Below are 23,841 nucleotides of genomic sequence, written 5' to 3' on the forward strand. Positions count from 1 at the left end.
GCCTAATACGATGGACGATAGCTCGAGATCGCATAGTGAGGTTATGAACACACCGTTGACCATTGCCCTGTCCAAGGGGCGTATTCTCGAAGAGACGCTGCCGCTTCTGGCGCAGGCCGGCATCGAGCCGCTCGAAGATTTGAGCAAAAGCCGCAAGCTGCTGTTTGAGACCAATCACCCAGACGTTCGGGTGGTCGTGATCCGGGCGACGGATGTACCGACCTACGTTCAATTGGGCGCAGCCGACCTTGGCGTCGCGGGTAAGGATGTTCTGATGGAGCACGGCGGAAACGGGCTCTATGAACCGCTGGATCTGGACATATCGCACTGCCGGCTGATGACCGCCGGTATTGTCGGAGAGCCGCCGCGGCGTGCTCGGCGGCGCGTTGCGACCAAATTCGTCAATATCGCGCGGGATTATTACGCCTCTCAGGGCATTCAGGCGGAAGTGATCAAGCTCTACGGGGCGATGGAACTTGCGCCGCTCATGAACCTGGCCGACGAAATCGTCGATATCGTCGATACCGGCAATACCTTGAAAGCCAATGGCATGGCCCCGCGTGAGCTGATCGCTGACATAAGTACGCGCCTTGTGGTCAACAAGGCGTCCATGACCATGCAGCACGAGCGGATAAAACCGTTGATCGAACGTCTGCGCGAGGCGGTGTCATCTGCCCGGCGCGCGAAGGAGGAGTCGGTTTCATGACCCAGGCAAGCCAAACCATCGCACGCCTCAGCGCGTCGAGCGTGGATTTCGATCAGGCCCTTGATACGCTTTTGGCGTGGGAAGGAGTGTCCGATCGCGAGGTTCAAACTCGGGTCGACGATATTTTAAGCGAGGTTCGAGCGCGGGGCGATGACGCGCTTATCGAGTTTACCGGTCGATTTGACCGGCTGTCCGTCAGCGCCATGAGCGAATTGACGCTCGGTCGAGCCCGCCTCGAAGAGGCGTATCACGCGATCAGTGACGATCAACGCGACGCGCTGGACCAGGCGGCCGAGCGCATTCGTGCCTATCACGAGCACCAAAAGCCGACGTCCTGGCAGTACACCGAGGCCGACGGCACCATGCTCGGACAGAAAGTGACGCCGCTGGACCGCGTCGGCGTGTACGTTCCGGGCGGCAAGGCAGCCTATCCCTCGTCGGTGCTCATGAACGTTGTGCCGGCGCATGTGGCTGGCGTCGACGACATCGTCATGGTGGTACCGACGCCGGATGGCGTGCTCAATGAGCTGGTGCTCGCGGCCGCGTTCGTTGCAGGCGTTACGCGCGTGTTCACGATCGGCGGTGCGCAGGCCGTGGCAGCGCTTGCCTATGGAACCGAGAGCGTGCCACGAGTGGACAAGATCGTCGGGCCGGGCAATATCTATGTCGCAACTGCCAAGCGCGCCGTGTTCGGACAGGTCGGGATCGACATGATCGCCGGGCCCTCGGAAATTCTGGTCATATCGGACGGCACTACGCCCGCTGACTGGTTGGCGATGGATCTCTTTTCCCAGGCCGAGCACGATGAGGATGCCCAGGCGATTCTGGTTGCCTGGGACGATGCCCATCTTGATGAAGTGCTTGAAAGCATCGAGCGTTTGCTGCCGACCATGGAGCGTGAGGCCATCATTCGTGCGTCACTCGAAAAACGGGGCGCCCTGATTCGTGTCGAAAGTGCCGCCGAGGCCGTTACATTGATCAATCGCATCGCGCCTGAACACCTTGAGCTTTCGGTCGCTCAACCGGATGCCTGGCTCGATCAGGTGCGTCACGCTGGCGCCATTTTCATGGGTACCTACACCGCGGAAGTGCTTGGTGACTACTGTGCGGGGCCCAATCACGTGCTTCCGACGTCCGGGACCGCGCGTTTCTCCTCACCGCTTGGCGTCTACGATTTTCAAAAGCGCTCGTCACTGATTCAGTGCTCGGCCGAGGGCGCCGATCGTCTCGGTCGCGTTGCCTCTGTGCTTGCTCGTGGTGAGTCGCTTACGGCGCATGCCCGCGCTGCAGAAAATCGGTTGAAATCGTGATGCTTGAAAACGTCGTCGGGTAGCAAGCGTTACCTGGTGGATCACCAAAAAGGCGGCCTTGGGCCGCCTTTTTGGTTGCAGGCGTTATTTCTTGTTTGATGGCGTCTGAATGGTGGGTTGGCCGGCCGGGCGTTCGGCGGCCTTGATCGAGACCGTCATTTCCTTGCCGTCTCTATACAGGGAGACGGGCACCGCCTGCCCGGGATTGACGTTGGCGATGTCCATCATTGCGGCTTGCGCATCCATCAAGGGCTTGTCGTTGATGGCGATCAGAATATCACCGGCCTTGATGCCGGCCTTGTCGGCAGGGCCGTTTTTGATCACTTTCGACACCATGATGGCTTTCGGAACATTGAGGTTCGAGGCATGCGCCAGGCGAGGGGAAACTTCGCGCGCCTCGATGCCGAGCCAGCCCCGAATGACCCGTCCCTGAGTGACCAGGTCGTCGAGGATGCGTTGAGCCGACGAAATGGGAATGGCAAAGCCAATGCCCTGTGAGCCACCGGTTCGGGAGAAAATTGCGGTGTTGATCCCGATGACGGCGCCTTCTGCGTTGATCAGTGCGCCGCCGGAGTTGCCGGGGTTGATGGCGGCATCGGTTTGAATGAAGTCTTCATAGGCGTTCAGGCCCAGATGATTACGGCCGAGGGCGCTGACGATGCCCATGGTGACGGTTTGTCCGACGCCGTAGGGGTTGCCGATGGCAAGCGCCACATCGCCGACTCGAATGTCATGCTCGGCCGCCAGGGAGGCGACGGGTAGATCGTCAAGGTCAATCTTGAGAACCGCGAGGTCGGTGTCCGGGTCGGCACCGATGACGTGAGCAATGGTTTCGCGGCCATCGCGCAACGCCACTTGAATTTCGTCGGCGCCTTCGATGACGTGGTTATTGGTCAGGATATAGCCCTGCTCACTGACCACCACGCCTGAGCCTAGGCTTGATAGCATGCGTTGGCGCGCCGAGGTGCCCTTGCCGAAAAAGCGGTCGATGATCGGGTTGGATAAGTCTTCCTTGGACTTGTTCTCGACAATCTTTGACGAGTAGATGTTGACCACGGCCGGAGCCGCGCGCTCGACGGCGTCGGAATAGCTGGGTTGGCCCTGGGTGCGCGTCAGTGGCTCGGCGGTGCGCGTATCCGGCGCGTCGCGCTCCGCAGGCGGAGGCAGCGCGGGGTCAGGCCTTGTCGGTAGCTCGCTTTGAGGCGCCGTCGATGCGTTCGAGGATGGCGCCGAGTCGGGCTGTGAGGGAAGGTAGTTAAGAATGACCACCGCTAACAGGACGCCGCTAATGATGGGCCAGAACAGTGCGGCAAGGTATTGGCGCATGAAGGGGATCCTGTGTCGCGAGTCGTCGGGGCCAAATCAGATCGATATACTGCGAAGTGTATCATTTCACGTCAGCCCGGAGGGAAGATGATCGATCGCAACACGCTGATTCACATGCTCGATGATGAGCTGACGCCGAGTCGGTTCAAGGATTATACGGTCAATGGACTTCAGGTCGAAGGTCGTGAGCGTATCGGGCGCATCATGGGGGGCGTAACCGCGTGCGAGGCGCTGATCGATGAGGCTATTGCCTGGCAGGCCGATGCGGTGCTCGTGCATCATGGGTATTTCTGGAAAAACGAGCCGGCCCAGGTGACCGGCATGAAGCGTCGGCGTCTGGCCAAGCTACTGGCCCACGACATCAATGTGCTGGCGTACCATCTGCCGCTCGATGCCCACCCAAGTCTTGGCAACAATGCGCAGCTTGGGCAGCTGATGGGGTGGACGGTTACTGGCGTACTCGATGGGCCGGTCGGGCAGGGGCTTTTATACGAAGGCACGCTGTCGACGCCGATGACCCATGACGCACTGACTCAGCACATGGGGGATGTGCTTGAGCGGAGGCCTTTGATGATTCAGGGCCATGATCGGCCAATCGAGCGTATTGCCTGGTGCACCGGCGGTGCGCAGGACATGATCGAGGCTGCGCGCGCGGCAGGTGTTGATGCGTTCGTGTCCGGCGAGATTTCAGAACGCACGACGCACATCGCGCGCGAGGAGGGCATCAGTTACTTTTCGGCAGGCCATCACGCAACCGAGCGGTGCGGGGTTCAGGCGTTGGGTGATTGGCTTTCCGAGCGTGCCGACATCGAGTTCCGGTTCGTGGACATCGACAATCCGGTCTAAGCGGGTCGTTCTATAAAAAAGCCGCCCTGGTAGGCGGCTTTTTCATTGCCCGCGCACTGCACGGGCCAGCCAGTGCGGCTGCGCGCCGATCAGTAGCGGGGCGGCTGAGGGTCGTTTTCAGGCGCCTTGTTCTGCATGCCGTAGTTTTCAGAAAGCGTGCCACGCCCGCTTTCGGCGTAGTCTCTCGGGGCATGCAGCGAGGTGTCTTCCTCGCTCGGGGTTTCATCGTCGTTTTGATGCAGGCGACGCTTGAGTTGAGGGTCATCACACAGGGCATCTGCTTGCGCGGTCAGTTGCTGTTGCAGTTCCTGGCTCGTGCGCTGGAGCTGGGTGACCAGAGCCGTTGCCTGACTGAAGTGGTTATTCAGCGCATCGCGAACCTGGCCGAGTTGAAGCTCGGTTTCAGACAGGCGCTGCCTGACTTTCTGATTGCGTCGAACATTGGCGTTCAAAAGGTGATATCCCACCGCGCCAATCCCGATGCCGGCCAGCAAACACGCCAGCGCGAGAATCCAGTCGATGTTACCGTCGTTCACACCGTCTCTCCTTGTGCTTATAAAACAGGAGCGTAGCATCGAGCCCCCGGGAATCCCGCCATTAAAGAACGTTGGCCTTGTTCAGTCAAACCCGGGCGTCCCACAGTCAGAGCCAGATTCGCTATACTGTGACGCTCTTTTCTTCCATCCACGCCGATCGATAGCCGTCCATGAGCTCAAAACCGACTCCGTTGCAGAAGTATAAACAAGACCTTGAACGCAAGGATTTCGAATACGACGCCGCACAAGAGGCCGCCGTCAAGCATCTTCAGCGCTTGTACGATGACCTGATGCGCACACCGGCCCCGACGCCTGCTGCCAAAAGCGGTGGGTCCGAGGGTGGGCTCAAGGGCAAGATGGCGGGATTTTTCGGGCGCAGCAAGAGTGCGCCCGAGGCGCCTTCGACACCGGCCATCGCGGGGCTTTATTTTTGGGGTGGGGTCGGCCGCGGCAAGACCTATCTTGTGGATACGTTTCACGACAGCCTGCCGTTCGAGCGCAAGATGCGTACCCACTTCCACCGTTTCATGCAGCGCGTGCATCGGGAACTCGAGCATCACAAGGGTGAAAAGAATCCGCTTAACAAGGTGGCTGCCACGCTTGCAGGCGAGGCGCGGGTCATTTGCTTTGATGAGTTTTTCGTCAAGGACATTACCGATGCGATGATTCTCGCCAATCTGTTGGAGGCGCTGTTTGCACAGGGCGTCGTGCTGGTTGCCACGTCGAACATCGTGCCGGACGATCTTTACAAGGATGGCCTCCAGCGTGCCCGGTTTCTGCCGGCCATCGATCTCCTGAAGCGTCACTGCGAGGTGGTCAATGTCGATTCAGGGGTTGATTATCGACTCAGGACCCTCGAGCAGGTTCAGATCTTTCACTACCCGGATGACGCCGACGCCGAGCGCGCGCTTGAAGAGAGCTTCCAGCGGGTGTCGGGAAGTGCCGGCAAGACTCGACAGACCATCGAGATCAACAACCGTCAGCTAACGGCCGAGCGTGTCAACGAAGGGACGATCTGGTTCGATTTCAAGACGCTTTGTGATGGTCCGCGAAGTCAAAACGATTACATCGAACTTTCGCGCGAGTACCACACGGTCTTTCTTTCTCATGTGCCGGTCATGAGCGCCAATGAGGACAACCAGGTTCGCCGCTTCATCAATCTGGTGGATGAGTTCTATGACCGGGCCGTAAAGCTTCTGATGAGCGCTGAGGTTGCCCCTGAGTCTCTCTACACCGGAGGCACGCTGTCGTTTGAGTTTGAGCGTACGCTTTCTCGCCTTCAGGAGATGCAGTCCAAGGAGTATCTGGCGCTTGCGCACAAGCCGTGACGAAAAGCCGGTTGAAGGTAAAAAAGGGGTTATCAGTACCGGTAGCCCCATGTATAATGCGCGCTCGCCATTGTTACCGTGGTTTAGGTAACCAAGAAAAATAGGGATTGGTCATGGCCTTTAACGGTCAGTGACCCTCAAGAGGTATTTTCATGAAGACGTTCAGCGCCAAACCGCAGTCCGTCCAGCGCGACTGGTATGTCGTCGACGCGACGGACAAGACTCTGGGTCGTCTTGCTACCGAAATCGCACGTCGTTTGCGTGGCAAGCACAAGCCCGAATATACGCCTCACGTTGATACTGGCGACTACATCGTCGTTATCAATGCCGAAAAGGTCCGTGTGACCGGTAATAAAGCGTCTGCCAAGAATTATTATCGCCACACCGGTTATCCCGGTGGTCTGCGTTCCATGACCTTCGAACAGATGATCGATCACGCGCCTGAGCGTGTCATTGAGTTCGCCGTTAAGGGCATGCTGCCCAAAGGTCCGCTAGGCCGTGCCATGCACGCCAAGCTCAAGGTCTATGCTGGCGCCGAGCACCCGCATGCCGCACAGCAGCCGCAAGCTCTGAACATCTGAAGGAAGGTCTGATATGTCCCAACAGTATTACGGTACCGGTCGCCGCAAGACTTCTACCGCACGTGTATTCATGAAGCCGGGCACCGGCAAGATCACGGTCAACAGCCGTGAAATCAACGAGTACTTCGGTCGTGTTACTGCGCAGATGGTTGTTCGTCAGCCGCTCGAGCTGACCGAAACCACTGGTCAGTTCGACCTCAATATCACCGTCCAGGGCGGTGGTGGTTCGGCTCAAGCCGGTGCGATCCGTCACGGCATCACCCGCGCACTGCTTCAGTACAACGAAGAGTTCCGCAAGCCGCTTCGCAGCGCAGGCTACGTCACTCGTGACGCACGTGAAGTCGAGCGTAAGAAGGTCGGTCTTCGCAAGGCGCGTCGTCGTCCGCAGTTCTCCAAGCGTTAATCGCACCCTTATTGGGTTGGAGACGCCCGGGCCGAATGGTCTGGGCGTTTTTGTGTCTGGCCGGCCCCCTTCGGGGTCGGCGTATGTTACCCTCCGACGGTGCCACACGTGGTATGATCGGGCTTGAATCAAAGCGAGGAAAGTTACATGGGTGTCGTAGCCAAACGATCGTCTATGACGTTTTATACCGGAAATGATGATCATTACAGTCATCGTGTCCGGATTGTCCTGGCCGAAAAGGGCGTCTCCGTCGATATCATCGAAGTCAACGAGGCAAATCCGCCAGCAGAACTTGCTGATCTCAACCCCTACAACAGTGCTCCAACGCTTCTGGATCGTGATCTTGTGCTCTATGAGTCTCAGGTCATGATGGAGTATCTGGACGAGCGCTTTCCGCACCCGCCGCTTCTGCCTGTCTATCCGGTCGCGCGCGCTCAGAGTCGACTCTGGGTTCATCGCGTCGAGCGCGAGTGGTGCTCCAAGGTCAGTATGCTGGTCAACGGCACAGGTACCAAGAAGGAGCAGGAAGCTGCACGCAAGGAGTTGCGTGAAAGCCTGATCGGTATCAGTCCGATCTTCGAGGATCTGCCGTTTTTCATGAGTGAAGAATTTTCTTTGGTCGATTGCTGCGTCGCCCCGATCCTCTGGCGCTTGCCAAGCCTTGGTATCGAGCTTCCCGAAGCTCAGGTCAAGCCGCTTATGGAGTATATGGAGCGCGTCTTTTCCCGGGATGCCTTCAAGGCGTCGCTGACGGAAGCCGAGCGCGAAATTCGAGCGTAATCGACGACCCGGTTATTAGCCGGGTGCAGGAGGAAGGAATATGTCATCTACCAGTCGTCCCTATCTCGCACGCGCGCTGTATGAGTGGTTGCTGGATAACGAGCTGACGCCTTATATGGTCATTGACGCCGAGTTACCGGGCGTGACCGTGCCGCGCCAGTTTGTTCAAAACGGACAGATCGTGCTCAACGTGTCGCCGGATGCCGTGCGTGACCTGGTGATGGAAAACGCCATGATCGCATTCAATGCGCGCTTCGGTGGTCAGCCCATGCGTGTCGAGGTTCCGATTGACGCGCTTGTCGCGGTCTACGCCCGAGAAAACGGCGTTGGCATGGTGTTCGGACACGAGCCGATCATTCCGGGTGCGGAAGACGATGACGATGCGGACGTCGAAGAAAGCGGTCCGGCGCTTAGAAGCGTCGAATCGCCGTCATCGGAGAGTGTTGAAGAAGAGAGGGCGCCCACTCAGCAGCACGATTCAGAAAGTGACGCCTCGGGCAGTGACAGTAACTCTGACAAGGGGGCCGAGAAAAAGCGGCCATCACTGCGGGTCATCAAGTAAGACGCCGTGTGAGTTCCCAAGTAGAGGATGTAAAAAGGCAAGCCGTAGGGCTTGCCTTTTTTTATGGGTTACTGGCCGATGTACTGAAAGACCTTGACCACCTTTCTGACGCCATCGATGCTCGCGGCGAGCGAGGCGACGTCTTCAGCGGCGTGCTTGCTGACCGTGCCCATCAGGTAGACAACCCCGTTTTCCGTGATGACGTGAACACTTTCACTGTCGATCGAATTGTCGACAACCAGCCTTGAGTTGATGTTGGTCGTGATCCAGCTGTCCTTGACGCGCTGAGTGCGTGAGGTGTTTTCACCGATCTCAAGCTCGTTGCGAACGTCCTTGACGTCGTTCTGGCGCTTGACTGCGTCTCCCGCCATGGTCTTGAGTTCTTGGTTCTGTACCTGTCCGGTCAGAAGCACATGGCCGTTGTAGGCGTCGACATTGATGTGGGAATCGCCGTAACGGTAATCACCGTGCAGGATCAGCTCGAGCAGGCGGTGCTGAAGCTGGCTGTCGCCCTGGGCGACGGCGTTCGGACGAGGCTGATAGTTCATGTTCTGCTGGCCGACCGAGGCGCAGCCACTGACTGCCACTGCTACGGCGACCAGCGCCGCTGACATAAAGCCTTTTTTCATGATTGTTTACTCGTTGCTGCCGAAAAGCTGATGATCGATAAGGTCGCACAGGCAGTGAATGACCAGCAAGTGCACTTCCTGGATGCGCGCGGTGGACGTGGCCGGAACGCGAATCTCGCAGTCTTCCTGACCCAGCAGTGAGGCCATGTTACCGCCATCGCGACCGGTGAGGGCGATCACGTTCATTTCACGGTCGTGGGCTGCCTGAATGGCCTGGATGATGTTGGCGGAGTTGCCGCTGGTGGAAATGGCCAGAAGAATGTCGCCCGGCTGACCAAGCGCTCGGATCTGTTTCGAGAACACGTCGTTGTAGCTGTAGTCGTTGGCGATCGATGTCAGTGTCGAGGTATCGGTGGTCAGGGCAAGCGCCGGGAGACTTGGGCGCTCACGCTCGAAGCGGTTCAAGAGTTCCGAGGAGAAGTGCTGGCTGTCGCCGGCGCTGCCACCGTTGCCGCAGGCGAGAATCTTGCCATCGTTAATCAGGGTTTGAACCATCATGGCGCTGGCCGCCTCGATGAACGGGGGCAGCACTTCGCTTGCATAGGTCTTGGCGTCAATGCTTGCGTTGAAGTGGTCGAGAAGGCGTGATTGAAGGTCCATAACGGTCTCGGTCTATCGTTGGAATCGAGTGAAATATCGGATATGCAGTATCGGACAGTAACGCGTGATGATGCCAGCCTCGAAAAGGCGATGCCAGCGCGGCGCATCAGACGGCGTCGAACGCGTTCTTGATCCAGTGGATGTGTTCGGCGTCGGCACCATCGATGGCTACAACGTCAAATCGGCAGCGCGCGGCTGGATGGCTCTGAAGATAAAGGCTGGCGGCGCGGATCAGGCGCCGTTGCTTGGCATGGGTGATGCTTTCAAGCGCTGAGCCGTGCTGGTTGGACGCGCGATGGCGCACCTCGACAAACACCAGGGTCTCGCCGTCGCGCATGATCAGATCCAGCTCGCCGCCCTTGAAGGTGACATTGCTTGCCACTTGGACAAGGCCGCGCTCAGTAAGCCAGCGGGCCGCCAATGCTTCCATGTGGCGGCCCCGGTGATGGCTACTGCGTCTCATCCACATTGAGACTGCTCGAGGAGGTTACGGTGGGCAGTGCCGGTGCTCCTTGCTTGAACTGAGCCCAGGGTAGTTTGCGCTGAAAGCGCCGCTCATCGGTCAGATGAAGCGTGCCGGTGGCGCCGTTGACCTCGAGCGAGGCCACTTTCTCGAACAGCGGCAAGCGGCGTGACAGCTCATAGGCGTCCACGCCCATCGCTTTAAGCTTGAGAAGCGCCGGTTGATCCTGTCCTGAAAATTCCTGGTAGGCGCTCGAGTAGGGCAGTGCGTCGACGCCCCCTACAGCCGGGTCCGGGATCTGCCAGGGGATGTCGCAGAACAGCACGCCGTTCAGGTCGTGATCCATGCGGGGCTGGGGCGCGCCCTGATAAATATGGGATGTGGCGTAGACCGGAAGTGTCCTTGAGTAATAATAATCAAGCGAGGGTGGCACCTGGCGGCCGTAGCTTGGCAGGGCCAGCAGGAACAGCATGTCCGGCGTCTGCCCGCTCTTGAGCGCTTTTTGTACCGCGTTCGTTGCCGAGCCGTCGGGGTCGTAATTCACAACGCTTGCGATTCGCCCACCCTTTTGCTGCCAGGCCTCCTGAAAGGCGCTCAGTACACGGTTGCCCCAGTCGTTGCTTGGGACCATGACCGCCGCGTTGCGATGGCCGTCGGTATAGGCGCGCTGGGCCGCGTTTCGAGCCTCGTCTTCGGCCGAAAGGCCATATTCGTAGAGATTGCCGGCGGTATTGGTGGCGTTGGTGCCGTAGTTCAGTGCAAGCGTCGTGATCGGAAGGTCCGGGCGCGTTTCGAGCTGGCTGACCTTGTCCTTGTCGAGCGGGCCGACCACGAGCTGAGCGCCGTTCATGGCTGCCTGTGCATACAGGCTTTGAATGTCCTGGGCGCTGGAATCGTAAAAGGTCAGCTGCGGCGTCTGCTGCCCATTGTTGCTGGCAATCAGGTTCTGCGCCTTCATGCCGGTTCGAATGGCGTCGGCGATGGTTTTGAGCGGGCCGGATTCAGGCAGGAACACGGCAATACGGTCGACCTGCTCGTTTCGGGCATCGCCAAGCGCTGCCAGGTCACTCGGCAATTGCCGGCCCGCCGGGTGCTCTGAGTGGCGCGATTGCCAGCCCGTGACAGCGCTGAACAGATGTTGAAGGTCGCTTCCCTGCTCGCGGCTTACCCGGGCGAGGCTGACCCAGCCGCGTGCGGTCGGGTTCATGGACTCAAGGGTTTCGAGCTGGTCGCCGCTTAGCCGTGCGATCTGACGCCAGATCGGGTCATTCAGTCGAACGTCAGAGGTTTCATCCTGCACTCGAATCAAGGTGGTGGCGGCGTCGAATGGGCGATTGAGCTGCCCAAGCGCCACGCCTTTTCTGGTCATCAGACTCTGACGCTCGGAGGGTGAGACCTGCTCGAGGGAAATCGCATCGATTGCACTAAGGGCCGTGCGGCCATCGTTTTGCGTCAGTGCGGTCTTGCTGGTCAGTAGAGCCCACTGCGTCAACTCGTTGCCCTGAAGTGCGCTCGAGTCGAGCCGCTTGAGCACGTCGAGTGCCTGCGCCGGCTGGTTGTCACGTGCTAGGATGGTCGCGGCCTTCAGGCGGGTCTGAGCGGCGTTCGTGCCTTGCTGTTGCTTGGCCTGTTCGAGCAGTTGTTGGGCTGACTGGCCCTGAGGTGCCCCTGTCAGCGAGGAGCTGGCGCAGCCGCCGAGGGCCAGGGTGAGCGCGGCAGCCGCTGCCGCACATCGCCATGAGGTTCGCATGATGTCTTGCCTCTTTTAATCGACCTTGATTGGGCGCCAGGCGCCATTCCTTTTTTTACTACCGGGGCGGGCTCCCGGCCTTTCAGCATAACGGATAACAGATGACACACCTTTCCGAGGGGGCATTGTACGTGGTTGCCACACCGATTGGTAACCTCGATGACATGTCGGCCCGCGCCTTGAAGATTCTCTCAGAAGTCGATCTGGTCGCGGCAGAAGATACGCGCCACAGCGCCCGACTGCTGGCGCACTTTGACATTCGAACACCGCTTCTGTCGCTGCATGAGCACAACGAGGCGGCCCGGGTCGAAACCCTGGTTGAGCGGGTACAAAAGGGCGAGCGCATTGCTCTGATCAGCGACGCCGGAACGCCGCTTATTTCGGACCCGGGCTATAAGGTCGTCAACGCCTTGCGCGCCAGCGACTGCGCGGTGGTGCCCGTGCCGGGGCCGTGTGCGCTGATTGCGGCGCTCAGCGCGGCGGGGCTTCCAAGCGATGCGTTCAGCTTTCATGGCTTCGCGCCATCAAAAAGTACGGCCCGCCGGGCGCTGCTTGAGACGTTTATAAGCGCGCAGGGCACGCAGATTCTCTATGAGTCCCCGCACCGAATCCGCCATCTGCTCGAAGAGGGGGGTGATGTGCTGCCCGAGCGCCAGTGGGTGCTGGCACGGGAGTTGACCAAGACATTCGAGACCTTTTTGAAGGGCACGCCCGCCGAGCTGGTTGCCCGGCTTGAAGAGGATGCCAACCAAGGGCGAGGAGAATTCGTGGTGCTGATCGCGGGCACATCGCAGGATAAAGCGGCCAAGACGCGAGCCGACATCGATGCCGACCGGCTGCTTGAGGCGCTCATCGAGGAGGGTGTCGGTGTGAAGCAGGCGGCGGCCATCGCCGCGCGGCTGCTGGGTGGTCGGAAAAAGCAGTGGTACCAAACACTTCTTGATCGTCAGTAACGCTTTGTAGAGAAGTGCGTTTATCCGTGATCTTGTTCATAGAACAGTTGAGGGGGGGCAGGGGCGCTGGTATTCTTGCCCGCTTGGGAGTCGGCCGGGCAGTCGCCGCTGGCATCATCGATGCCGGGGGAGGAAAGTCCGGGCTCCATAGGGCAGAGTGCCAGGTAACGCCTGGGCGGCGCGAGCCGACGGAAAGTGCAGCAGAGAGTAGACCGCCTAAGCAGCTTTGGCTGCCGGTAAGGGTGAAAGGGTGCGGTAAGAGCGCACCGCGCGGCTGGCAACAGTTCGTGGCACGGTAAACCCCACTCGGAGCAAGACCAAATAGGAACCCGCAGGTGTGGCCCGCACTGGGTTCGGGTAGGTTGCTTGAAGGGCGCGGTGACGCGTCCTCTAGAGGAATGACTGTCCTCGACAGAACCCGGCTTACAGGCCGGCTCCCTCCTCACATTTCACACCACATCCAGTAGCCACGGATTCGAGTTCATTCATGTCATCATCTTCGACGCCCCCCCGGGACTTTCTTCATAAAAGCGTCCTGCTCGATGGGGCTGTCGAGCAGTTGGTGACCGAGCCAGGCGGTTGCTATCTGGACGGCACCTTCGGTCGCGGCGGCCATAGCCGCGCGATCCTCGAGCGGTTATCACCCAGTGGGCAGCTGCTTGCGATTGACCGTGACCCGCAGGCCATCGACACCGCATTGGCCATCGACGACCCCCGCTTTCAAATTGCCCGCGCGCCGTTTTCGCAGTTGGGTGACGTCGCATCACGTCATGACGTGTTCGGTCGCGTCGATGGCATTCTGCTCGATATCGGAGTCTCTTCCCCGCAGCTTGACGACGGCAGTCGCGGCTTCAGCTTTCTGCGTGACGGGCCGCTGGATATGCGCATGGACCCCGACCACGGCCAGAGTGTGGCTGAATGGCTCGAGCATGTCAGTGAGCGGGAGCTCGCCTCGGTCATGAAGACCTACGGTGAAGAGCGCTTTGCCAAGCGGCTGGCCCGTGCAATCGTCACGGAGCGCAAGCAGACCCCGATCACCGGCACCCATCAGCTTGCCGAGCTGATCAAGGAGGCCCACCCCGCCTGGGAGAAACACAAGCACCCGGCGACCCGCGCCTTCCAGGCGTTTCGCATCCACATCAACGATGAACTTGGTGAGCTCGAGCGCGCGCTTGATGCTGCGCTCGAAACCCTGGCTGTCGGTGGTCGGTTGGTAGTGATCAGTTTCCATTCGCTTGAGGACCGCATCGTCAAGCGCTTCATGCGGGAAAAGGCGCGGGGCGATGTCGATGTGCCCAAGGGATTGCCGCTTCGGGAAGATCAGCTGAACCGTCGGCTCAAGCTGGTCGGCAAGGCGTTGAAGCCGACCGAGGATGAAATTTCGCTGAACCCGAGGGCACGAAGTGCTGTCATGCGTATAGCGGAAAAACTGGCGTAAGAGGAAGCATGGCAAAACGCACGCGTACGCAGACCCCGAACTGGCTTGGCCAACTGCCGTTCAGTCTTCATTTTCGGCCCTCGTTCATGGGTGTGGCCATCCTGTTTCTGCTGGTCGTGCTGTCGGCGTTTTTCGTCGTGACAAGCGCGCACCACACGCGGGTGCAGTACGTCCGTCTTCAAAAGATGGAACGTCAGCACGATCAGCTGCAGACCAACTGGAGCCGGCTGTTGCTCGAGGAAAGCACCTGGTCATCGCCTTCCCGGATCGAGGCGCTGGCGCAGAAGCGGTTGAACATGCACGTACCAGACGTCAATGACAGCAGGGTGATCCGGCCATGAGCAGGCAGAAGGACACGTCATCGAGCGACAGCGAATACCATCCGATGTCGCCGTGGCGGTTTCGATTCATCGTTTTCATCATTCTTGTGGCCATGGCCGTACTGGCCGGGCGTATCGTCTACCTTCAGGTGGTCGATCATCAGTTCCTGAAGGGCCAGGGGGACGCCCGCACCCTGCGGGTTGAGACCATCGACGCCCACCGGGGCATGATCACCGACCGCGACGGTGAGCCGCTGGCGGTGTCGACGCCGGTCGTCACCCTCTGGGCCAACCCTCAGGAGCTGCCGGACGATCGCGCAACGCTTACCCGGCTTGCCAAGTCGCTTGGCGACAACCCGAGCGACTTCATCGACCGGGTCGAGCGCTACCGCAAGAAATCCTTCATGTATCTAAAGCGCCAGGTCACCCCCAGCCCGGCTCAGACCGTGCTCGATCTGGGCATTGCGGGCGTGTATGGCAAGCACGATTACAAACGCTATTACCCGACCGGCGAGGTTACCGCGCAGCTTCTTGGGGTGACCAACATCGACGACAAGGGTCAGGAAGGCCTCGAGCTTGCCTACGACGACTATCTGTCCGGCACGCCCGGCAAGCGTCGCGTGCTGAAAGACCGTAAAGGCCGGCTGGTGCGTGATCTTCACCTGATTCGAGACGCCGAACCCGGCGGCGATCTTCAGCTCACGATCAATCTGCGCCTTCAGTACATGGCCTATCGCGAGCTCAAGGCCGCCGTGCGTGAGCATCACGCCGATGCCGGTACGCTTGTGATGATCGACGCGCACAATGGTGAGGTGCTGGCGATGGCGAATGCGCCGTCGTTCAATCCCAACAATCGTGCGAACCTCGACCCGGCCGGACTCAGAAACCGAGGCGTCACCGACGCCTTCGAACCGGGCTCGGTGATGAAACCGCTGGCCATGTGCGCGGGGCTATCGTCTGGCAAGTTCACCCCCGATACGGTGATCGACACCTCGCCCGGCTGGATGGTGCTGGACCACAAGTACACCATCAAGGACAGCCTCGATTTCGGCAAGCTGACCATGACCGGGATCATCACCAAGTCCTCGAACATCGGCATGACCCATATGGCGCTGGCTCTGCCGGACGATGCCATCTGGAACATGTACAGCAAGATGGGCCTCGGCCAGGAGCCGGAGGACATTACCTTCCCGGGCGAGGCAGCAGGCAGTCTGCCGTCGCCGTATCACTGGTCCAAGGCCAAGCGCGCCACGCTCGCCTATGGGTATGGACTGTCGGCCTCGGCGCTTCAGCTGGCGGCGGCCTACACCACCATCACCAATGATGGCCGTCGGGTGCCGGCGACCCTGTTCAAGCGTCGCTCGCCGGTCAAGGGCAAGCAGATCGTGACGCCTGATGTGGCGCATCAAGTGCTCAAGATGATGGAAACCGTGGTCGAGCCCGGAGGCAGCGGCTACCGCGCCGCCGTCAACGGCTATCGCGTCGCCGGCAAGACGGGCACCGTGCGCAAGGTCGGCGTCGAGGGCTATCAGAGAAAGGCCTATCGCGCCAACTTCCTCGGCATCGCTCCGGCAAGCAACCCGCGCATTATTACCATGATTTCGATCGACAACCCCAAGGGTAAGGAATTCTACGGCGGTCAGGTCTCAGCCCCGATCTTTGCCCGTGTGGCCGGCAAGGCATTGAGGCTTCTGGATGTTCCGCCGGACAACCCCCATGACAACGCGGAGGCGACCCGATGACGCCGATTGACACCCTCGACGGGCCGCGGCTGAACCGGCTGCTGGCGCGAACCTGGCCGACACTTGCCTTCCCCACGCTGCCTGCGACCACGCGCTTGATCGTGGACTCACGCCAGTTACGCGCAGGCGATGTGTTCGTGGCCATGCCTGGCGTTCACGCCGATGGGCGCGATTTCATCGTGCAGGCACTTCAGCAGGGCGCGGCGCTGATCCTTGCTCATGTCGCGGGTGACAACGAGGCCGGGGCGCTTGATGATGAAGCGCGCGTGGTCGCGGTGCCGGGACTCAAGGCGCGCCTGGGCGCCCTGTGTGTCGATGCGTTCGAGGTGCCCGAGCCGCTTGGGTTGACCGCGGTGACCGGCACCAACGGCAAGAGCTCGGTGGCGCATTACATTGCGCTGCTCGGTGAGGCGCTCGGCCGCCCGAGCGGCGAAATGGGCACGCTCGGGATCGGGCGGCCGGGACAGCTGGTCGATGCAGGCTTGACCACGCCCGGTGTGATCGACGTGCATCGGTTTCTGGCAAGCTGCGCGCAAGCCGGTGCCGAGCATGTGGCGCTCGAGGCCTCATCGCACGCGCTCGATCAGGGGCGTCTTGACGGGGCCTTAATCACGACCGCCGTCTTTACCAACTTAAGCCGGGACCACCTCGACTATCACCAGACCATGAGCGGCTACGCAGCCGCCAAGGCGCGCCTGTTTCAGCGTGAGGAACTCGAGCTTGCGGTAGTCAACGCAGACGACCCGCTGTCGCGGTTGATGCTTGCAGGCCTCAAGCCGGGCGTTCGCACGCTTCACGTCGGCACCGGGCCGGACGCGGCGTTTCGCATTCTTGATGTCTCCTATGTTCTGAAGGGGCTTCATGCGCGCATCGAGACCCCTGAGGGTGAGCGTACGCTGACGCTTGGGCTGATGGGGCGATTCAATCTCGTGAATGCCCTGCTGAGCGTGGCCGTTCTTTACGGGCAGGGTGTGGCGACGCTTGATGAGGTGCTGACGGCCGCCGAAGGCCTGACGCCGGTGCCCGGTCGCATGGACGTGCTGGACGTCCCCGGACCGGCCGTGCTGATCGACTATGCCCATACGCCGGATGCACTGACCAACGCGCTCGAAGCGGTGCGGGCCCACGTGCCCGGCAGGCTTTGGTGCATCGTTGGCTGTGGTGGTGACCGCGATCCCGGCAAGCGGCCACTGATGGCGAGCGCCGCGCTCGAGGGCGCCGACCGGCTCGTGATCACCGACGATAATCCGCGCAGTGAGGCCCCTGAATCGATTCGCTCGGCAATGTTCGAGGCGGTTGCCCAGAGCGATAATGTCGAGGTCATCGGCGGTCGCCAGGCGGCCATCGAGGCCGTGATCGAGCGAGCGGCGGACGACGATGTCATCGTGATTGCCGGCAAGGGTCATGAGGCGTATCAGGAGATCCAGGGCGTCAGACACCCGTTTTCCGACCAGGCGGTGGCTCGCGCCGCGCTGGAGGCGCGTCATGGCTGAGACGCTGTTTGAGCTTGCCGATGCCTTGAACTGCATGCGCCCGGCGGAAGATCGCGCAGTAGCCAATGTGACAACCGACACTCGACGCATCGCCCCGGGGGATCTGTTCGTTGCGCTGCGCGGTGCCTCGTTCGATGGTCATGATTTCATCGATCAGGCACTCGAGCAGGGCGCTGTAGCGGTGGTGTGCGAGCCGGGAACGGTCTCACAAGACGTGCCTTCATTGATCGTGCCCGATACGCGCCTGGCGTTCGGGCTGATTGCCCGTGCGCGGCGCAGGCGGTGGGAAGGGCGTCTGCTGGCGGTAACCGGCAACAGCGGCAAGACCACCGTCAAGGAAATGCTCGGGGCGATTGCCTCTCGCCACGCGTCAACGCTTGTGACCGAGGGCAATCTGAACAACGACTTCGGCGCGCCGATGACGCTCTTGCGGCTCGAGGCCGAGCACCGTCTGGCGGTGGTGGAGCTTGGGGCCAACCACATTGGTGAAATCGCCTGGACGGCGTCGCTCGCCAGGCCCGAGGTGGCTGTGATTACCAACGTGACCGGCGCTCACATCGGTGAATTCGGCAGTCGTGGGTTGATTGCGCAGGCCAAGGGTGAGCTGGTGCAGGCATTGCCTGACGCCGGTACGGCGGTCTTGAACGTCGACGACGACTATTTCCCGCTGTGGGCGGCCATGGCCTCACCCCGGCGGGTGATCGGGTTCGGACTCGACCCGCGGGCAGATATCACGGCGCGAGAGATTGAACAGGACGCCCGAGGCTGTTGCAGCTTCGAGCTGATGATTGATGGTGACAGTGCTGGACGAGTCACGCTCGGGGTGCTTGGGCGGTACAACGTGAGCAATGCGCTGGCCGCTGCCGCAGGCGCCTGGTCACTTGGTGTGTCGTTTGAGACGATCAGGGCCGGGCTCGAGGCCTTTCGAGCCGGCAAGGGGCGCATGCGAACGCTTTTGGGGCTTCGTGGCGCCTGTGTGCTTGATGATACTTATAATGCCAACCCCGGCGCGATGCGCGCCGCCATCGATGTGGTTGCCGCCATGCCCGCGCCGCGCTGGTGTGTGCTCGGTGCCATGGGTGAGCTTGGGGAGCACAGCGCCGAGGCCCATCGGGCACTTGGTGATTACGCGCGGGACAAGGGAATTGATACGGTATGCACCTTTGGTCCCGAGGCTGCGCGCACGGCGGCGGCCTTCGGGGCGAACGGGCATCATTTCGAGCGATTCGACACGCTCGAGCAATTTTCCATCGACCATTTGCCGGCTCATGCAAGCGTGCTGATCAAGGGATCACGCAGCGCACGCATGGAGCGTCTTGTCGACGCGCTTACGGCTGGGGCCTTCGAACAGGGTTAAGTAAATAGATCATGCTGCTTTTTCTGAGTGAACTGCTGGCGCAGTTCAATACCAGTTTCAACGTCGTCGGTTATCTGACACTGCGCATCCTGCTGGCCACGCTGACGGCGCTGCTGTTGTGCCTGTGGTTTGGCCCGTACCTGATCCGGCGCCTTGTCGAGGGACAGATCGGTCAGGCCGTGCGTGACGATGGCCCCAAGTCGCACTTGTCCAAGGCCGGTACCCCGACCATGGGCGGGGCGATGATTCTGGTGTCGATCGCGATCACGACGCTTTTATGGGGTGATCTTGGCAGCTACTACATCTGGCTGGTGCTTTTGGTGACGCTTGGGTTCGGCGCCATTGGTTGGGTCGATGACTACCGCAAGGTCATTGAAAAGAACCCTCGCGGGCTTCCGGCCAAGTGGAAGTATTTCTGGCAGTCCCTGATTGGTCTGGCGGCCGGGGTGATCCTCTACGCCACCGCGAGCTCACCGGTGGAAACCAGCCTGATCGTACCGTTTTTCAAGCAGATCGTGATTCCCCTCGGCGGATTCTACATTCTGCTGAGCTACCTGGTGATCGTTGGCAGCTCCAACGCGGTCAATCTGACCGATGGCCTCGATGGTCTGGCCATCATGCCCACTGTGCTGGTGGCGATGGGGCTTGCCGTGTTCGCGTATCTAAGCGGCAACGCGGTGTTTGCCCAGTACCTGCATATTCCCTTCATTCTGGGGGCCGGAGAACTTGCGGTTTTCTGCGGTGGCCTCATCGGCGCGGGGCTTGGGTTTCTCTGGTTCAACACCTACCCCGCACAGGTGTTCATGGGCGATGTGGGATCACTGGCGCTTGGCGCTGCCCTCGGCGTGGTGGCAATCGTTGTCCGTCAGGAGATTGTTCTGTTCATCATGGGCGGCATTTTCGTGGCTGAAACGCTGTCGGTCATCATTCAGGTCGCCTCCTATAAGACCACCGGTCGACGCGTCTTTCGCATGGCGCCGCTTCATCACCACTTCGAGCTGAAAGGGTGGCCGGAGCCGCGCGTCATCGTGCGGTTCTGGATCATCACGGTGGTCCTGGTGCTGTTGGGTCTTGCAACGTTGAAGGTGCGCTGACATGGAGCACGCCGTTTCAGTCGACGGCAAGACCGTCGTGGTCGGGCTTGGGGTGTCGGGGCTTGCCATTGCGCGACACTTGAGACGCCAGGGCGAGCCGTTCGTCATGGCGGATACGCGACTCGTGCCGCCAGGGCGGGATGCGTTTCGCAGCGAGTTTCCCGAGGTGCCCCTTTTGACCGGGCCACTCGAGGCGCTTTCGCTTGAGCGCGCGCGTGAGGTCGTGATCAGCCCAGGCGTTGCGCCGACCACGCCGGGGCTTCCCGCGCACGTGATCGGGGAGCTCACGCTCTTTGCTCGGGCTCGGCGCGCCTGTGGCCGCTCGACTCGATTGATCGCCATCACCGGGTCGAATGCCAAGTCGACGGTCACCACGCTTGTGGGGGAAATGGCCTGCGCCGTTGGCGGTAGGGTCGGCGTGGGTGGCAATCTCGGGCGCGCCGCGCTGGATCTTTTCGAGGACGCCGATACCTACGTGCTTGAACTGTCGTCGTTTCAGCTTGAAACCACGGCGGATCTCGGCGCCGATGTGGCCTGTTATCTGAACCTCAGTGAAGATCACCTGGACCGTCATGCCACCATGGCGGGCTACAACGCCGCCAAACAGCGCATCTTCGAGTCAGCTACTCAGGCAGTGGTCAACCGGGACGACGCGCTGACGGCTCCGGCCCGCGAACTGTCGTGCCGGGTCTTCACCACTCAGGTGCCGTCGTCGAACGAGTGGGGGCTGTCGCTGCACGAGGGGGAGCTTTGGTTGATGCATGGCGCTCGCCCGTTGATGGCGGCCAGTCAGGTGCGTCTTCAGGGGCAACACAACCTGTCCAATGCCCTGGCGGCGCTTGCGATCGGTGACGCCATGGGGTGGCCGGTCGAGACAATGTGCGAGGTGCTGGCAACGTTCAAGGGCTTGCCGCATCGCATGGAGCTTGTGACCGAGCGCCAGGGCGTTCGCTGGATCAACGACTCGAAAGGCACCAATGTTGGCGCAACGCTTGCCGCCATTAGAGGCTTGTTGCCGGCGCTTGCGGGGCGATTGATCGTGCTGGCCGGCGGCGTTGGCAAGGGGGCCGATTTTTCGCCGCTTGCGAGCGCCTTTGATGGCCGGGGCGAGGTGATCGCGTTCGGGCGCGATCGGGCGTTGCTTGCCGATGCGCTGTCCCCTGCGGTGCCGGTCGAGGTGGTCGACGATCTTGCCTCGGCGCATGAGCGGGCCAGGTGCCGCGCGTCACCCGGTGACGTGGTGCTTCTATCGCCGGCCTGTGCAAGCCTTGATCAGTTCGACAATTTCGAGCGTCGTGGCGAGGCGTTTCGAGCCCTGGTGCTGGAAGGAGACAACGATGGGACTTAAAACCTGGGAGCAGCGTCTGTCGACCGAGCACCATGTCGTGGACGGGTGGCTTTTGTGCTCGGCGATCGCGCTCTTGACCATCGGCTGGATCATGGTGACCTCGGCCTCGACCGAGATCGCGACCAGTCAGACCGGTAATGCGTATTATTATTCGATTCGCCACGGCATCTACGTGTTGATCGCGGCCAGTGCGGCCTTTATTACCATGCGGGTGCCCATGACCTGGTGGCGTCGTAATGGCCCAACGCTTTTGTTGATTGCAGCGATTCTCCTCGCGGCGGTTCTGATTGTCGGGCGCGAGGTGAACGGCAGTCGGCGCTGGATTTCGCTCGGCCCGATCAACCTTCAGACCTCTGAAGTCGCGAAGCTGTGTCTGGTGGTGTACCTGAGTGGCTACATCGAGCGGCACCTGACTCGGGTACGACATACTTGGTGGGGGTTTCTGGCGCCGCTGTGCCTGACCTTCGGGCTTGGGGCGCTCTTGATCATGGAGCCGGATTACGGCGCCACGGTCGTGCTGCTGTCGACCACCATGGGTGTACTGCTGTTGGCGGGCGCGTCGCTCTGGCGTTTTGTATTACTCTCAGGCGGGGTGATCGCGCTTGGTGCGATGATGGCCGTGGCTGAACCTTACCGCATGCAGCGCATTACAAGCTTTCTTGATCCTTGGGCCAACCAGTACGGCAGCGGGTATCAGCTTACCCAGGCGCTGATCGCGTTCGGTCGCGGCGGCTGGGAAGGGCTCGGGCTTGGCAATAGCGTCCAGAAACTCTTCTACCTGCCTGAGGCCCATACCGACTTCGTGTTCTCTGTATTGGCCGAGGAACTGGGGATGGCCGGTGCGGTCGGGGTCGTTGCCCTGTTTGGCGTGTTGATCTACAGGGCGTTCGTGGTCGGACGAACTGCCGAGACGTCAAAGCGCTTATTTTCGGCCTACGTCTGTTACGGTGTTGGCTTGATCTTCGCGGCGCAGGCGTTTGTCAATATTGCGGTCAACGTTGGCTTTCTGCCGACCAAGGGTCTGACGCTTCCGCTTTTAAGCTACGGCGGGTCGAGCCTGATCATCAGTGGCATCATGGTGGGGCTTTTGCTCCGCGTGGACGGTGAAACCCGGGCGCGCAAACGCATCGCCGAAGACGTCAAACGGCGCAATCAGCGCCCGGTCAAGCGGGCGCCCCGGGAGGCCAGTCAATGAAGCGGGCCCTGATCATGGCTGGCGGCACCGGTGGGCACGTCGTGCCTGCACTGACGCTTGCCAAGGCGCTGTCGGAACGGGGCGTAGAGGTGCATTGGCTCGGCACCCCCCGTGGTATCGAAAACACGCTGGTACCAAAGGCGGGCTATCCCCTGCATCACATCAAGGTCTCAGGCCTTAGAGGCAATGGTGCGGCGGGGTGGCTGAAAGCGCCCTATAAGCTCTGGGCCGCCATCGCCGAGGCGCGAAAGGTAATTCAAACACTCAAGCCTGGCATCGTGATCGGCCTTGGCGGCTTTGCAAGTGGCCCGGGCGGTGTGGCGGCAAAGCTTGTGGGCGTGCCCCTGGTCATACACGAACAAAATGCTATCGCGGGGCTTACCAACAAGTGCCTGGCACGCCTTGCTACACGCACCTATGCGGCGTTTCCAGGGGCCTTTCCCGGCAAGCGCGATGTTTCGGTGGTCGGTAACCCGGTGCGTGATGACATCGAGCGGGTCGGACGCACGCCCCGCGAGGCTGCCTTCTATGTTGGCCGGCCGCTGCGTGTGGCGGTGACCGGCGGGTCTCTCGGCGCGAAGGCGCTCAATGAGGTAGTGCCACAGGCACTTGGCCAGCTGGCGCCGGATGTTCGACCCGAGGTGCGGCATCAGGCGGGCCGGGACAAGCGCGCCGTCACAAGCGAGGCCTACGCCGCCGCCGGCGTCGAGGCTGACGTGGTCGAGTTCATCGATGACATGGCGGCGCTCTATGCGTGGGCCGATCTGATGATCTGTCGCTCGGGTGCGCTGACGGTCTCGGAGCTGGCGGCGGCGGGGATGCCGGCGATTCTGGTGCCGTTTCCGCATGCGGTCGACGATCATCAGGCGATCAACGCAGGTTTTCTGGCCGACCACGGCGCGGCCGTCATGGTGCGCCAGAACAAACTGACGCCCGAGGCACTTTCTGAACAATTAACGGCGCTACTGGTGCCGTACACGCTATCGACAATGGCCCGCAATGCGCGGGCACAGGCTCGACTCGACGCCATGGCCTGCATGGCTCAGCAATGCATGGAGATCGGTTTTGAGCAGTAATCATC

General features: G+C 60.9%; 24 protein-coding genes and 1 other RNA gene. 19 read left to right on the forward strand and 6 right to left on the reverse strand.

Annotation, left to right across the window (positions count from 1 at the left end):
• The first annotated feature begins 43 nt into the window (after window positions 1-43).
• Together hisG and hisD are read left to right on the forward strand one after the other, a co-directional pair.
• Window positions 44-706: an ATP phosphoribosyltransferase gene (hisG, locus tag NAT49_RS00620; protein WP_251589548.1), complete on the forward strand. Its 663-nt coding sequence runs from the start codon at window positions 44-46 to the stop codon at window positions 704-706.
• Window positions 703-2,016, forward strand: a complete 1,314-nt coding sequence (gene hisD / locus NAT49_RS00625) for a histidinol dehydrogenase (RefSeq protein WP_251589550.1) — start codon at window positions 703-705, stop codon at window positions 2,014-2,016. Before hisG ends, hisD begins: the two co-directional genes overlap by 4 nt.
• 84 nt (window positions 2,017-2,100) lie before the next feature.
• Here the strand turns inward: hisD and NAT49_RS00630 are convergent, their stop codons facing one another.
• Complete coding sequence (locus NAT49_RS00630) at window positions 2,101-3,342, reverse strand: S1C family serine protease (protein ID WP_251589552.1); 1,242 nt, start codon at window positions 3,340-3,342, stop codon at window positions 2,101-2,103.
• Window positions 3,343-3,429: 87 nt separating this feature from the next.
• On the opposite strand from NAT49_RS00630, the gene NAT49_RS00635 reads away from it, so the two are divergent.
• The gene (locus tag NAT49_RS00635) at window positions 3,430-4,188 is read left to right on the forward strand and encodes a Nif3-like dinuclear metal center hexameric protein (protein WP_251589554.1); all 759 of its coding nucleotides are present in this window, start codon (window positions 3,430-3,432) and stop codon (window positions 4,186-4,188) included.
• An 89-nt stretch (window positions 4,189-4,277) separates the two neighbouring features.
• On the opposite strand, the gene NAT49_RS00640 is transcribed toward NAT49_RS00635, so the two are convergent.
• A complete protein-coding gene (locus NAT49_RS00640) occupies window positions 4,278-4,724 on the reverse strand; it encodes a Z-ring associated ZapG family protein (RefSeq protein ID WP_251589555.1) in 447 nt (148 codons plus the stop codon).
• Between the two features lie 170 nt (window positions 4,725-4,894).
• Here NAT49_RS00640 and zapE point away from each other — a divergent pair, with 170 nt between their 5' ends.
• The 5 genes from zapE to NAT49_RS00665 all read left to right on the forward strand — a co-directional run bounded on the left by zapE (window position 4,895) and on the right by NAT49_RS00665 (window position 8,378).
• Window positions 4,895-6,052 (forward strand): cell division protein ZapE, encoded by a 1,158-nt coding sequence (gene zapE / locus NAT49_RS00645; protein ID WP_251589556.1) that lies wholly within the window; start codon window positions 4,895-4,897, stop codon window positions 6,050-6,052.
• A gap of 152 nt (window positions 6,053-6,204) precedes the next feature.
• Entirely contained in the window at window positions 6,205-6,633 is a 429-nt protein-coding gene (gene rplM / locus NAT49_RS00650; protein WP_251589557.1) for a 50S ribosomal protein L13, read from the forward strand.
• A gap of 13 nt (window positions 6,634-6,646) precedes the next feature.
• Window positions 6,647-7,036, forward strand: coding sequence for a 30S ribosomal protein S9 (rpsI, locus tag NAT49_RS00655; protein WP_251589558.1), 390 nt, complete (start codon window positions 6,647-6,649; stop codon window positions 7,034-7,036).
• Window positions 7,037-7,183: 147 nt separating this feature from the next.
• A complete protein-coding gene (sspA, locus tag NAT49_RS00660) occupies window positions 7,184-7,816 on the forward strand; it encodes a stringent starvation protein SspA (RefSeq protein WP_251589559.1) in 633 nt (210 codons plus the stop codon).
• Between the two features lie 40 nt (window positions 7,817-7,856).
• Entirely contained in the window at window positions 7,857-8,378 is a 522-nt protein-coding gene (locus NAT49_RS00665) for a ClpXP protease specificity-enhancing factor (RefSeq protein ID WP_251589561.1), read from the forward strand.
• 68 nt (window positions 8,379-8,446) lie between these two features.
• On the opposite strand, the gene NAT49_RS00670 is transcribed toward NAT49_RS00665, so the two are convergent.
• The 4 genes from NAT49_RS00670 to NAT49_RS00685 all read right to left on the reverse strand — a co-directional run bounded on the left by NAT49_RS00670 (window position 8,447) and on the right by NAT49_RS00685 (window position 11,820).
• The gene (locus NAT49_RS00670) at window positions 8,447-9,007 is read right to left on the reverse strand and encodes a BON domain-containing protein (RefSeq protein WP_251589562.1); all 561 of its coding nucleotides are present in this window, start codon (window positions 9,005-9,007) and stop codon (window positions 8,447-8,449) included.
• Window positions 9,008-9,013: 6 nt separating this feature from the next.
• Complete coding sequence (locus NAT49_RS00675; protein ID WP_251589563.1) at window positions 9,014-9,607, reverse strand: phosphoheptose isomerase; 594 nt, start codon at window positions 9,605-9,607, stop codon at window positions 9,014-9,016.
• A 106-nt stretch (window positions 9,608-9,713) separates the two neighbouring features.
• Window positions 9,714-10,076, reverse strand: a complete 363-nt coding sequence (locus tag NAT49_RS00680) for a YraN family protein (RefSeq protein WP_309619134.1) — start codon at window positions 10,074-10,076, stop codon at window positions 9,714-9,716.
• Complete coding sequence (locus NAT49_RS00685) at window positions 10,057-11,820, reverse strand: penicillin-binding protein activator (RefSeq protein WP_251589565.1); 1,764 nt, start codon at window positions 11,818-11,820, stop codon at window positions 10,057-10,059. Before NAT49_RS00685 ends, NAT49_RS00680 begins: the two co-directional genes overlap by 20 nt.
• Before the next feature lie 101 nt (window positions 11,821-11,921).
• Between NAT49_RS00685 and rsmI the strand changes: the two genes are divergently transcribed.
• The 11 genes from rsmI to murG all read left to right on the forward strand — a co-directional run bounded on the left by rsmI (window position 11,922) and on the right by murG (window position 23,836).
• Window positions 11,922-12,773, forward strand: coding sequence for a 16S rRNA (cytidine(1402)-2'-O)-methyltransferase (gene rsmI / locus NAT49_RS00690; protein WP_251589566.1), 852 nt, complete (start codon window positions 11,922-11,924; stop codon window positions 12,771-12,773).
• An 86-nt stretch (window positions 12,774-12,859) separates the two neighbouring features.
• Window positions 12,860-13,215, forward strand: an RNA gene (gene rnpB, locus NAT49_RS00695) — RNase P RNA component class A.
• Between the two features lie 45 nt (window positions 13,216-13,260).
• Complete coding sequence (rsmH, locus tag NAT49_RS00700; RefSeq protein WP_251589567.1) at window positions 13,261-14,211, forward strand: 16S rRNA (cytosine(1402)-N(4))-methyltransferase RsmH; 951 nt, start codon at window positions 13,261-13,263, stop codon at window positions 14,209-14,211.
• An 8-nt stretch (window positions 14,212-14,219) separates the two neighbouring features.
• Window positions 14,220-14,552 (forward strand): cell division protein FtsL, encoded by a 333-nt coding sequence (gene ftsL, locus NAT49_RS00705; RefSeq protein WP_251589568.1) that lies wholly within the window; start codon window positions 14,220-14,222, stop codon window positions 14,550-14,552.
• On the forward strand, window positions 14,549-16,273 hold the full coding sequence (locus tag NAT49_RS00710; RefSeq protein ID WP_251589570.1) for a peptidoglycan D,D-transpeptidase FtsI family protein: 1,725 nt from the start codon (window positions 14,549-14,551) through the stop codon (window positions 16,271-16,273). The genes ftsL and NAT49_RS00710 overlap by 4 nt, the downstream gene beginning before the upstream one ends.
• Window positions 16,270-17,766, forward strand: a complete 1,497-nt coding sequence (locus tag NAT49_RS00715; RefSeq protein ID WP_251589573.1) for a UDP-N-acetylmuramoyl-L-alanyl-D-glutamate--2,6-diaminopimelate ligase — start codon at window positions 16,270-16,272, stop codon at window positions 17,764-17,766. Before NAT49_RS00710 ends, NAT49_RS00715 begins: the two co-directional genes overlap by 4 nt.
• Window positions 17,759-19,123 (forward strand): UDP-N-acetylmuramoyl-tripeptide--D-alanyl-D-alanine ligase, encoded by a 1,365-nt coding sequence (locus NAT49_RS00720; protein WP_251589575.1) that lies wholly within the window; start codon window positions 17,759-17,761, stop codon window positions 19,121-19,123. Before NAT49_RS00715 ends, NAT49_RS00720 begins: the two co-directional genes overlap by 8 nt.
• Window positions 19,124-19,134: 11 nt before the next feature.
• Window positions 19,135-20,217, forward strand: coding sequence for a phospho-N-acetylmuramoyl-pentapeptide-transferase (gene mraY / locus NAT49_RS00725; protein ID WP_251589577.1), 1,083 nt, complete (start codon window positions 19,135-19,137; stop codon window positions 20,215-20,217).
• 1 nt (window position 20,218) lies between these two features.
• Complete coding sequence (murD, locus tag NAT49_RS00730; protein ID WP_251589579.1) at window positions 20,219-21,565, forward strand: UDP-N-acetylmuramoyl-L-alanine--D-glutamate ligase; 1,347 nt, start codon at window positions 20,219-20,221, stop codon at window positions 21,563-21,565.
• Window positions 21,555-22,760, forward strand: coding sequence for a putative lipid II flippase FtsW (gene ftsW / locus NAT49_RS00735; protein ID WP_251589580.1), 1,206 nt, complete (start codon window positions 21,555-21,557; stop codon window positions 22,758-22,760). The genes murD and ftsW overlap by 11 nt, the downstream gene beginning before the upstream one ends.
• Complete coding sequence (gene murG, locus NAT49_RS00740; protein ID WP_251589581.1) at window positions 22,757-23,836, forward strand: undecaprenyldiphospho-muramoylpentapeptide beta-N-acetylglucosaminyltransferase; 1,080 nt, start codon at window positions 22,757-22,759, stop codon at window positions 23,834-23,836. Before ftsW ends, murG begins: the two co-directional genes overlap by 4 nt.
• Window positions 23,837-23,841 lie beyond the last annotated feature (5 nt).

Origin of the sequence: Larsenimonas suaedae (assembly GCF_023712105.1) — a bacterium.
GTDB lineage: Bacteria > Pseudomonadota > Gammaproteobacteria > Pseudomonadales > Halomonadaceae > Larsenimonas > Larsenimonas suaedae.

Coding starts and splice junctions, on each gene's coding strand:
- NAT49_RS00665 (WP_251589561.1), top strand. CDS start 7,857: ATGTCATCTACCAGTCGTCCCTATCTCGCACGCGCGCTGTATGAGTGG.
- NAT49_RS00685 (WP_251589565.1), bottom strand. CDS start 11,820: ATGCGAACCTCATGGCGATGTGCGGCAGCGGCTGCCGCGCTCACCCTG.
- ftsW (WP_251589580.1), top strand. CDS start 21,555: ATGGGACTTAAAACCTGGGAGCAGCGTCTGTCGACCGAGCACCATGTC.
- rsmI (WP_251589566.1), top strand. CDS start 11,922: ATGACACACCTTTCCGAGGGGGCATTGTACGTGGTTGCCACACCGATT.
- NAT49_RS00630 (WP_251589552.1), bottom strand. CDS start 3,342: ATGCGCCAATACCTTGCCGCACTGTTCTGGCCCATCATTAGCGGCGTC.
- murG (WP_251589581.1), top strand. CDS start 22,757: ATGAAGCGGGCCCTGATCATGGCTGGCGGCACCGGTGGGCACGTCGTG.
- NAT49_RS00720 (WP_251589575.1), top strand. CDS start 17,759: ATGGCTGAGACGCTGTTTGAGCTTGCCGATGCCTTGAACTGCATGCGC.
- zapE (WP_251589556.1), top strand. CDS start 4,895: ATGAGCTCAAAACCGACTCCGTTGCAGAAGTATAAACAAGACCTTGAA.
- NAT49_RS00680 (WP_309619134.1), bottom strand. CDS start 10,076: ATGTGGATGAGACGCAGTAGCCATCACCGGGGCCGCCACATGGAAGCA.
- NAT49_RS00635 (WP_251589554.1), top strand. CDS start 3,430: ATGATCGATCGCAACACGCTGATTCACATGCTCGATGATGAGCTGACG.
- rpsI (WP_251589558.1), top strand. CDS start 6,647: ATGTCCCAACAGTATTACGGTACCGGTCGCCGCAAGACTTCTACCGCA.
- ftsL (WP_251589568.1), top strand. CDS start 14,220: ATGGCAAAACGCACGCGTACGCAGACCCCGAACTGGCTTGGCCAACTG.
- NAT49_RS00710 (WP_251589570.1), top strand. CDS start 14,549: ATGAGCAGGCAGAAGGACACGTCATCGAGCGACAGCGAATACCATCCG.
- rplM (WP_251589557.1), top strand. CDS start 6,205: ATGAAGACGTTCAGCGCCAAACCGCAGTCCGTCCAGCGCGACTGGTAT.
- hisD (WP_251589550.1), top strand. CDS start 703: ATGACCCAGGCAAGCCAAACCATCGCACGCCTCAGCGCGTCGAGCGTG.
- rsmH (WP_251589567.1), top strand. CDS start 13,261: ATGTCATCATCTTCGACGCCCCCCCGGGACTTTCTTCATAAAAGCGTC.
- murD (WP_251589579.1), top strand. CDS start 20,219: ATGGAGCACGCCGTTTCAGTCGACGGCAAGACCGTCGTGGTCGGGCTT.
- NAT49_RS00670 (WP_251589562.1), bottom strand. CDS start 9,007: ATGAAAAAAGGCTTTATGTCAGCGGCGCTGGTCGCCGTAGCAGTGGCA.
- hisG (WP_251589548.1), top strand. CDS start 44: ATGAACACACCGTTGACCATTGCCCTGTCCAAGGGGCGTATTCTCGAA.
- NAT49_RS00675 (WP_251589563.1), bottom strand. CDS start 9,607: ATGGACCTTCAATCACGCCTTCTCGACCACTTCAACGCAAGCATTGAC.
- mraY (WP_251589577.1), top strand. CDS start 19,135: ATGCTGCTTTTTCTGAGTGAACTGCTGGCGCAGTTCAATACCAGTTTC.
- sspA (WP_251589559.1), top strand. CDS start 7,184: ATGGGTGTCGTAGCCAAACGATCGTCTATGACGTTTTATACCGGAAAT.
- NAT49_RS00715 (WP_251589573.1), top strand. CDS start 16,270: ATGACGCCGATTGACACCCTCGACGGGCCGCGGCTGAACCGGCTGCTG.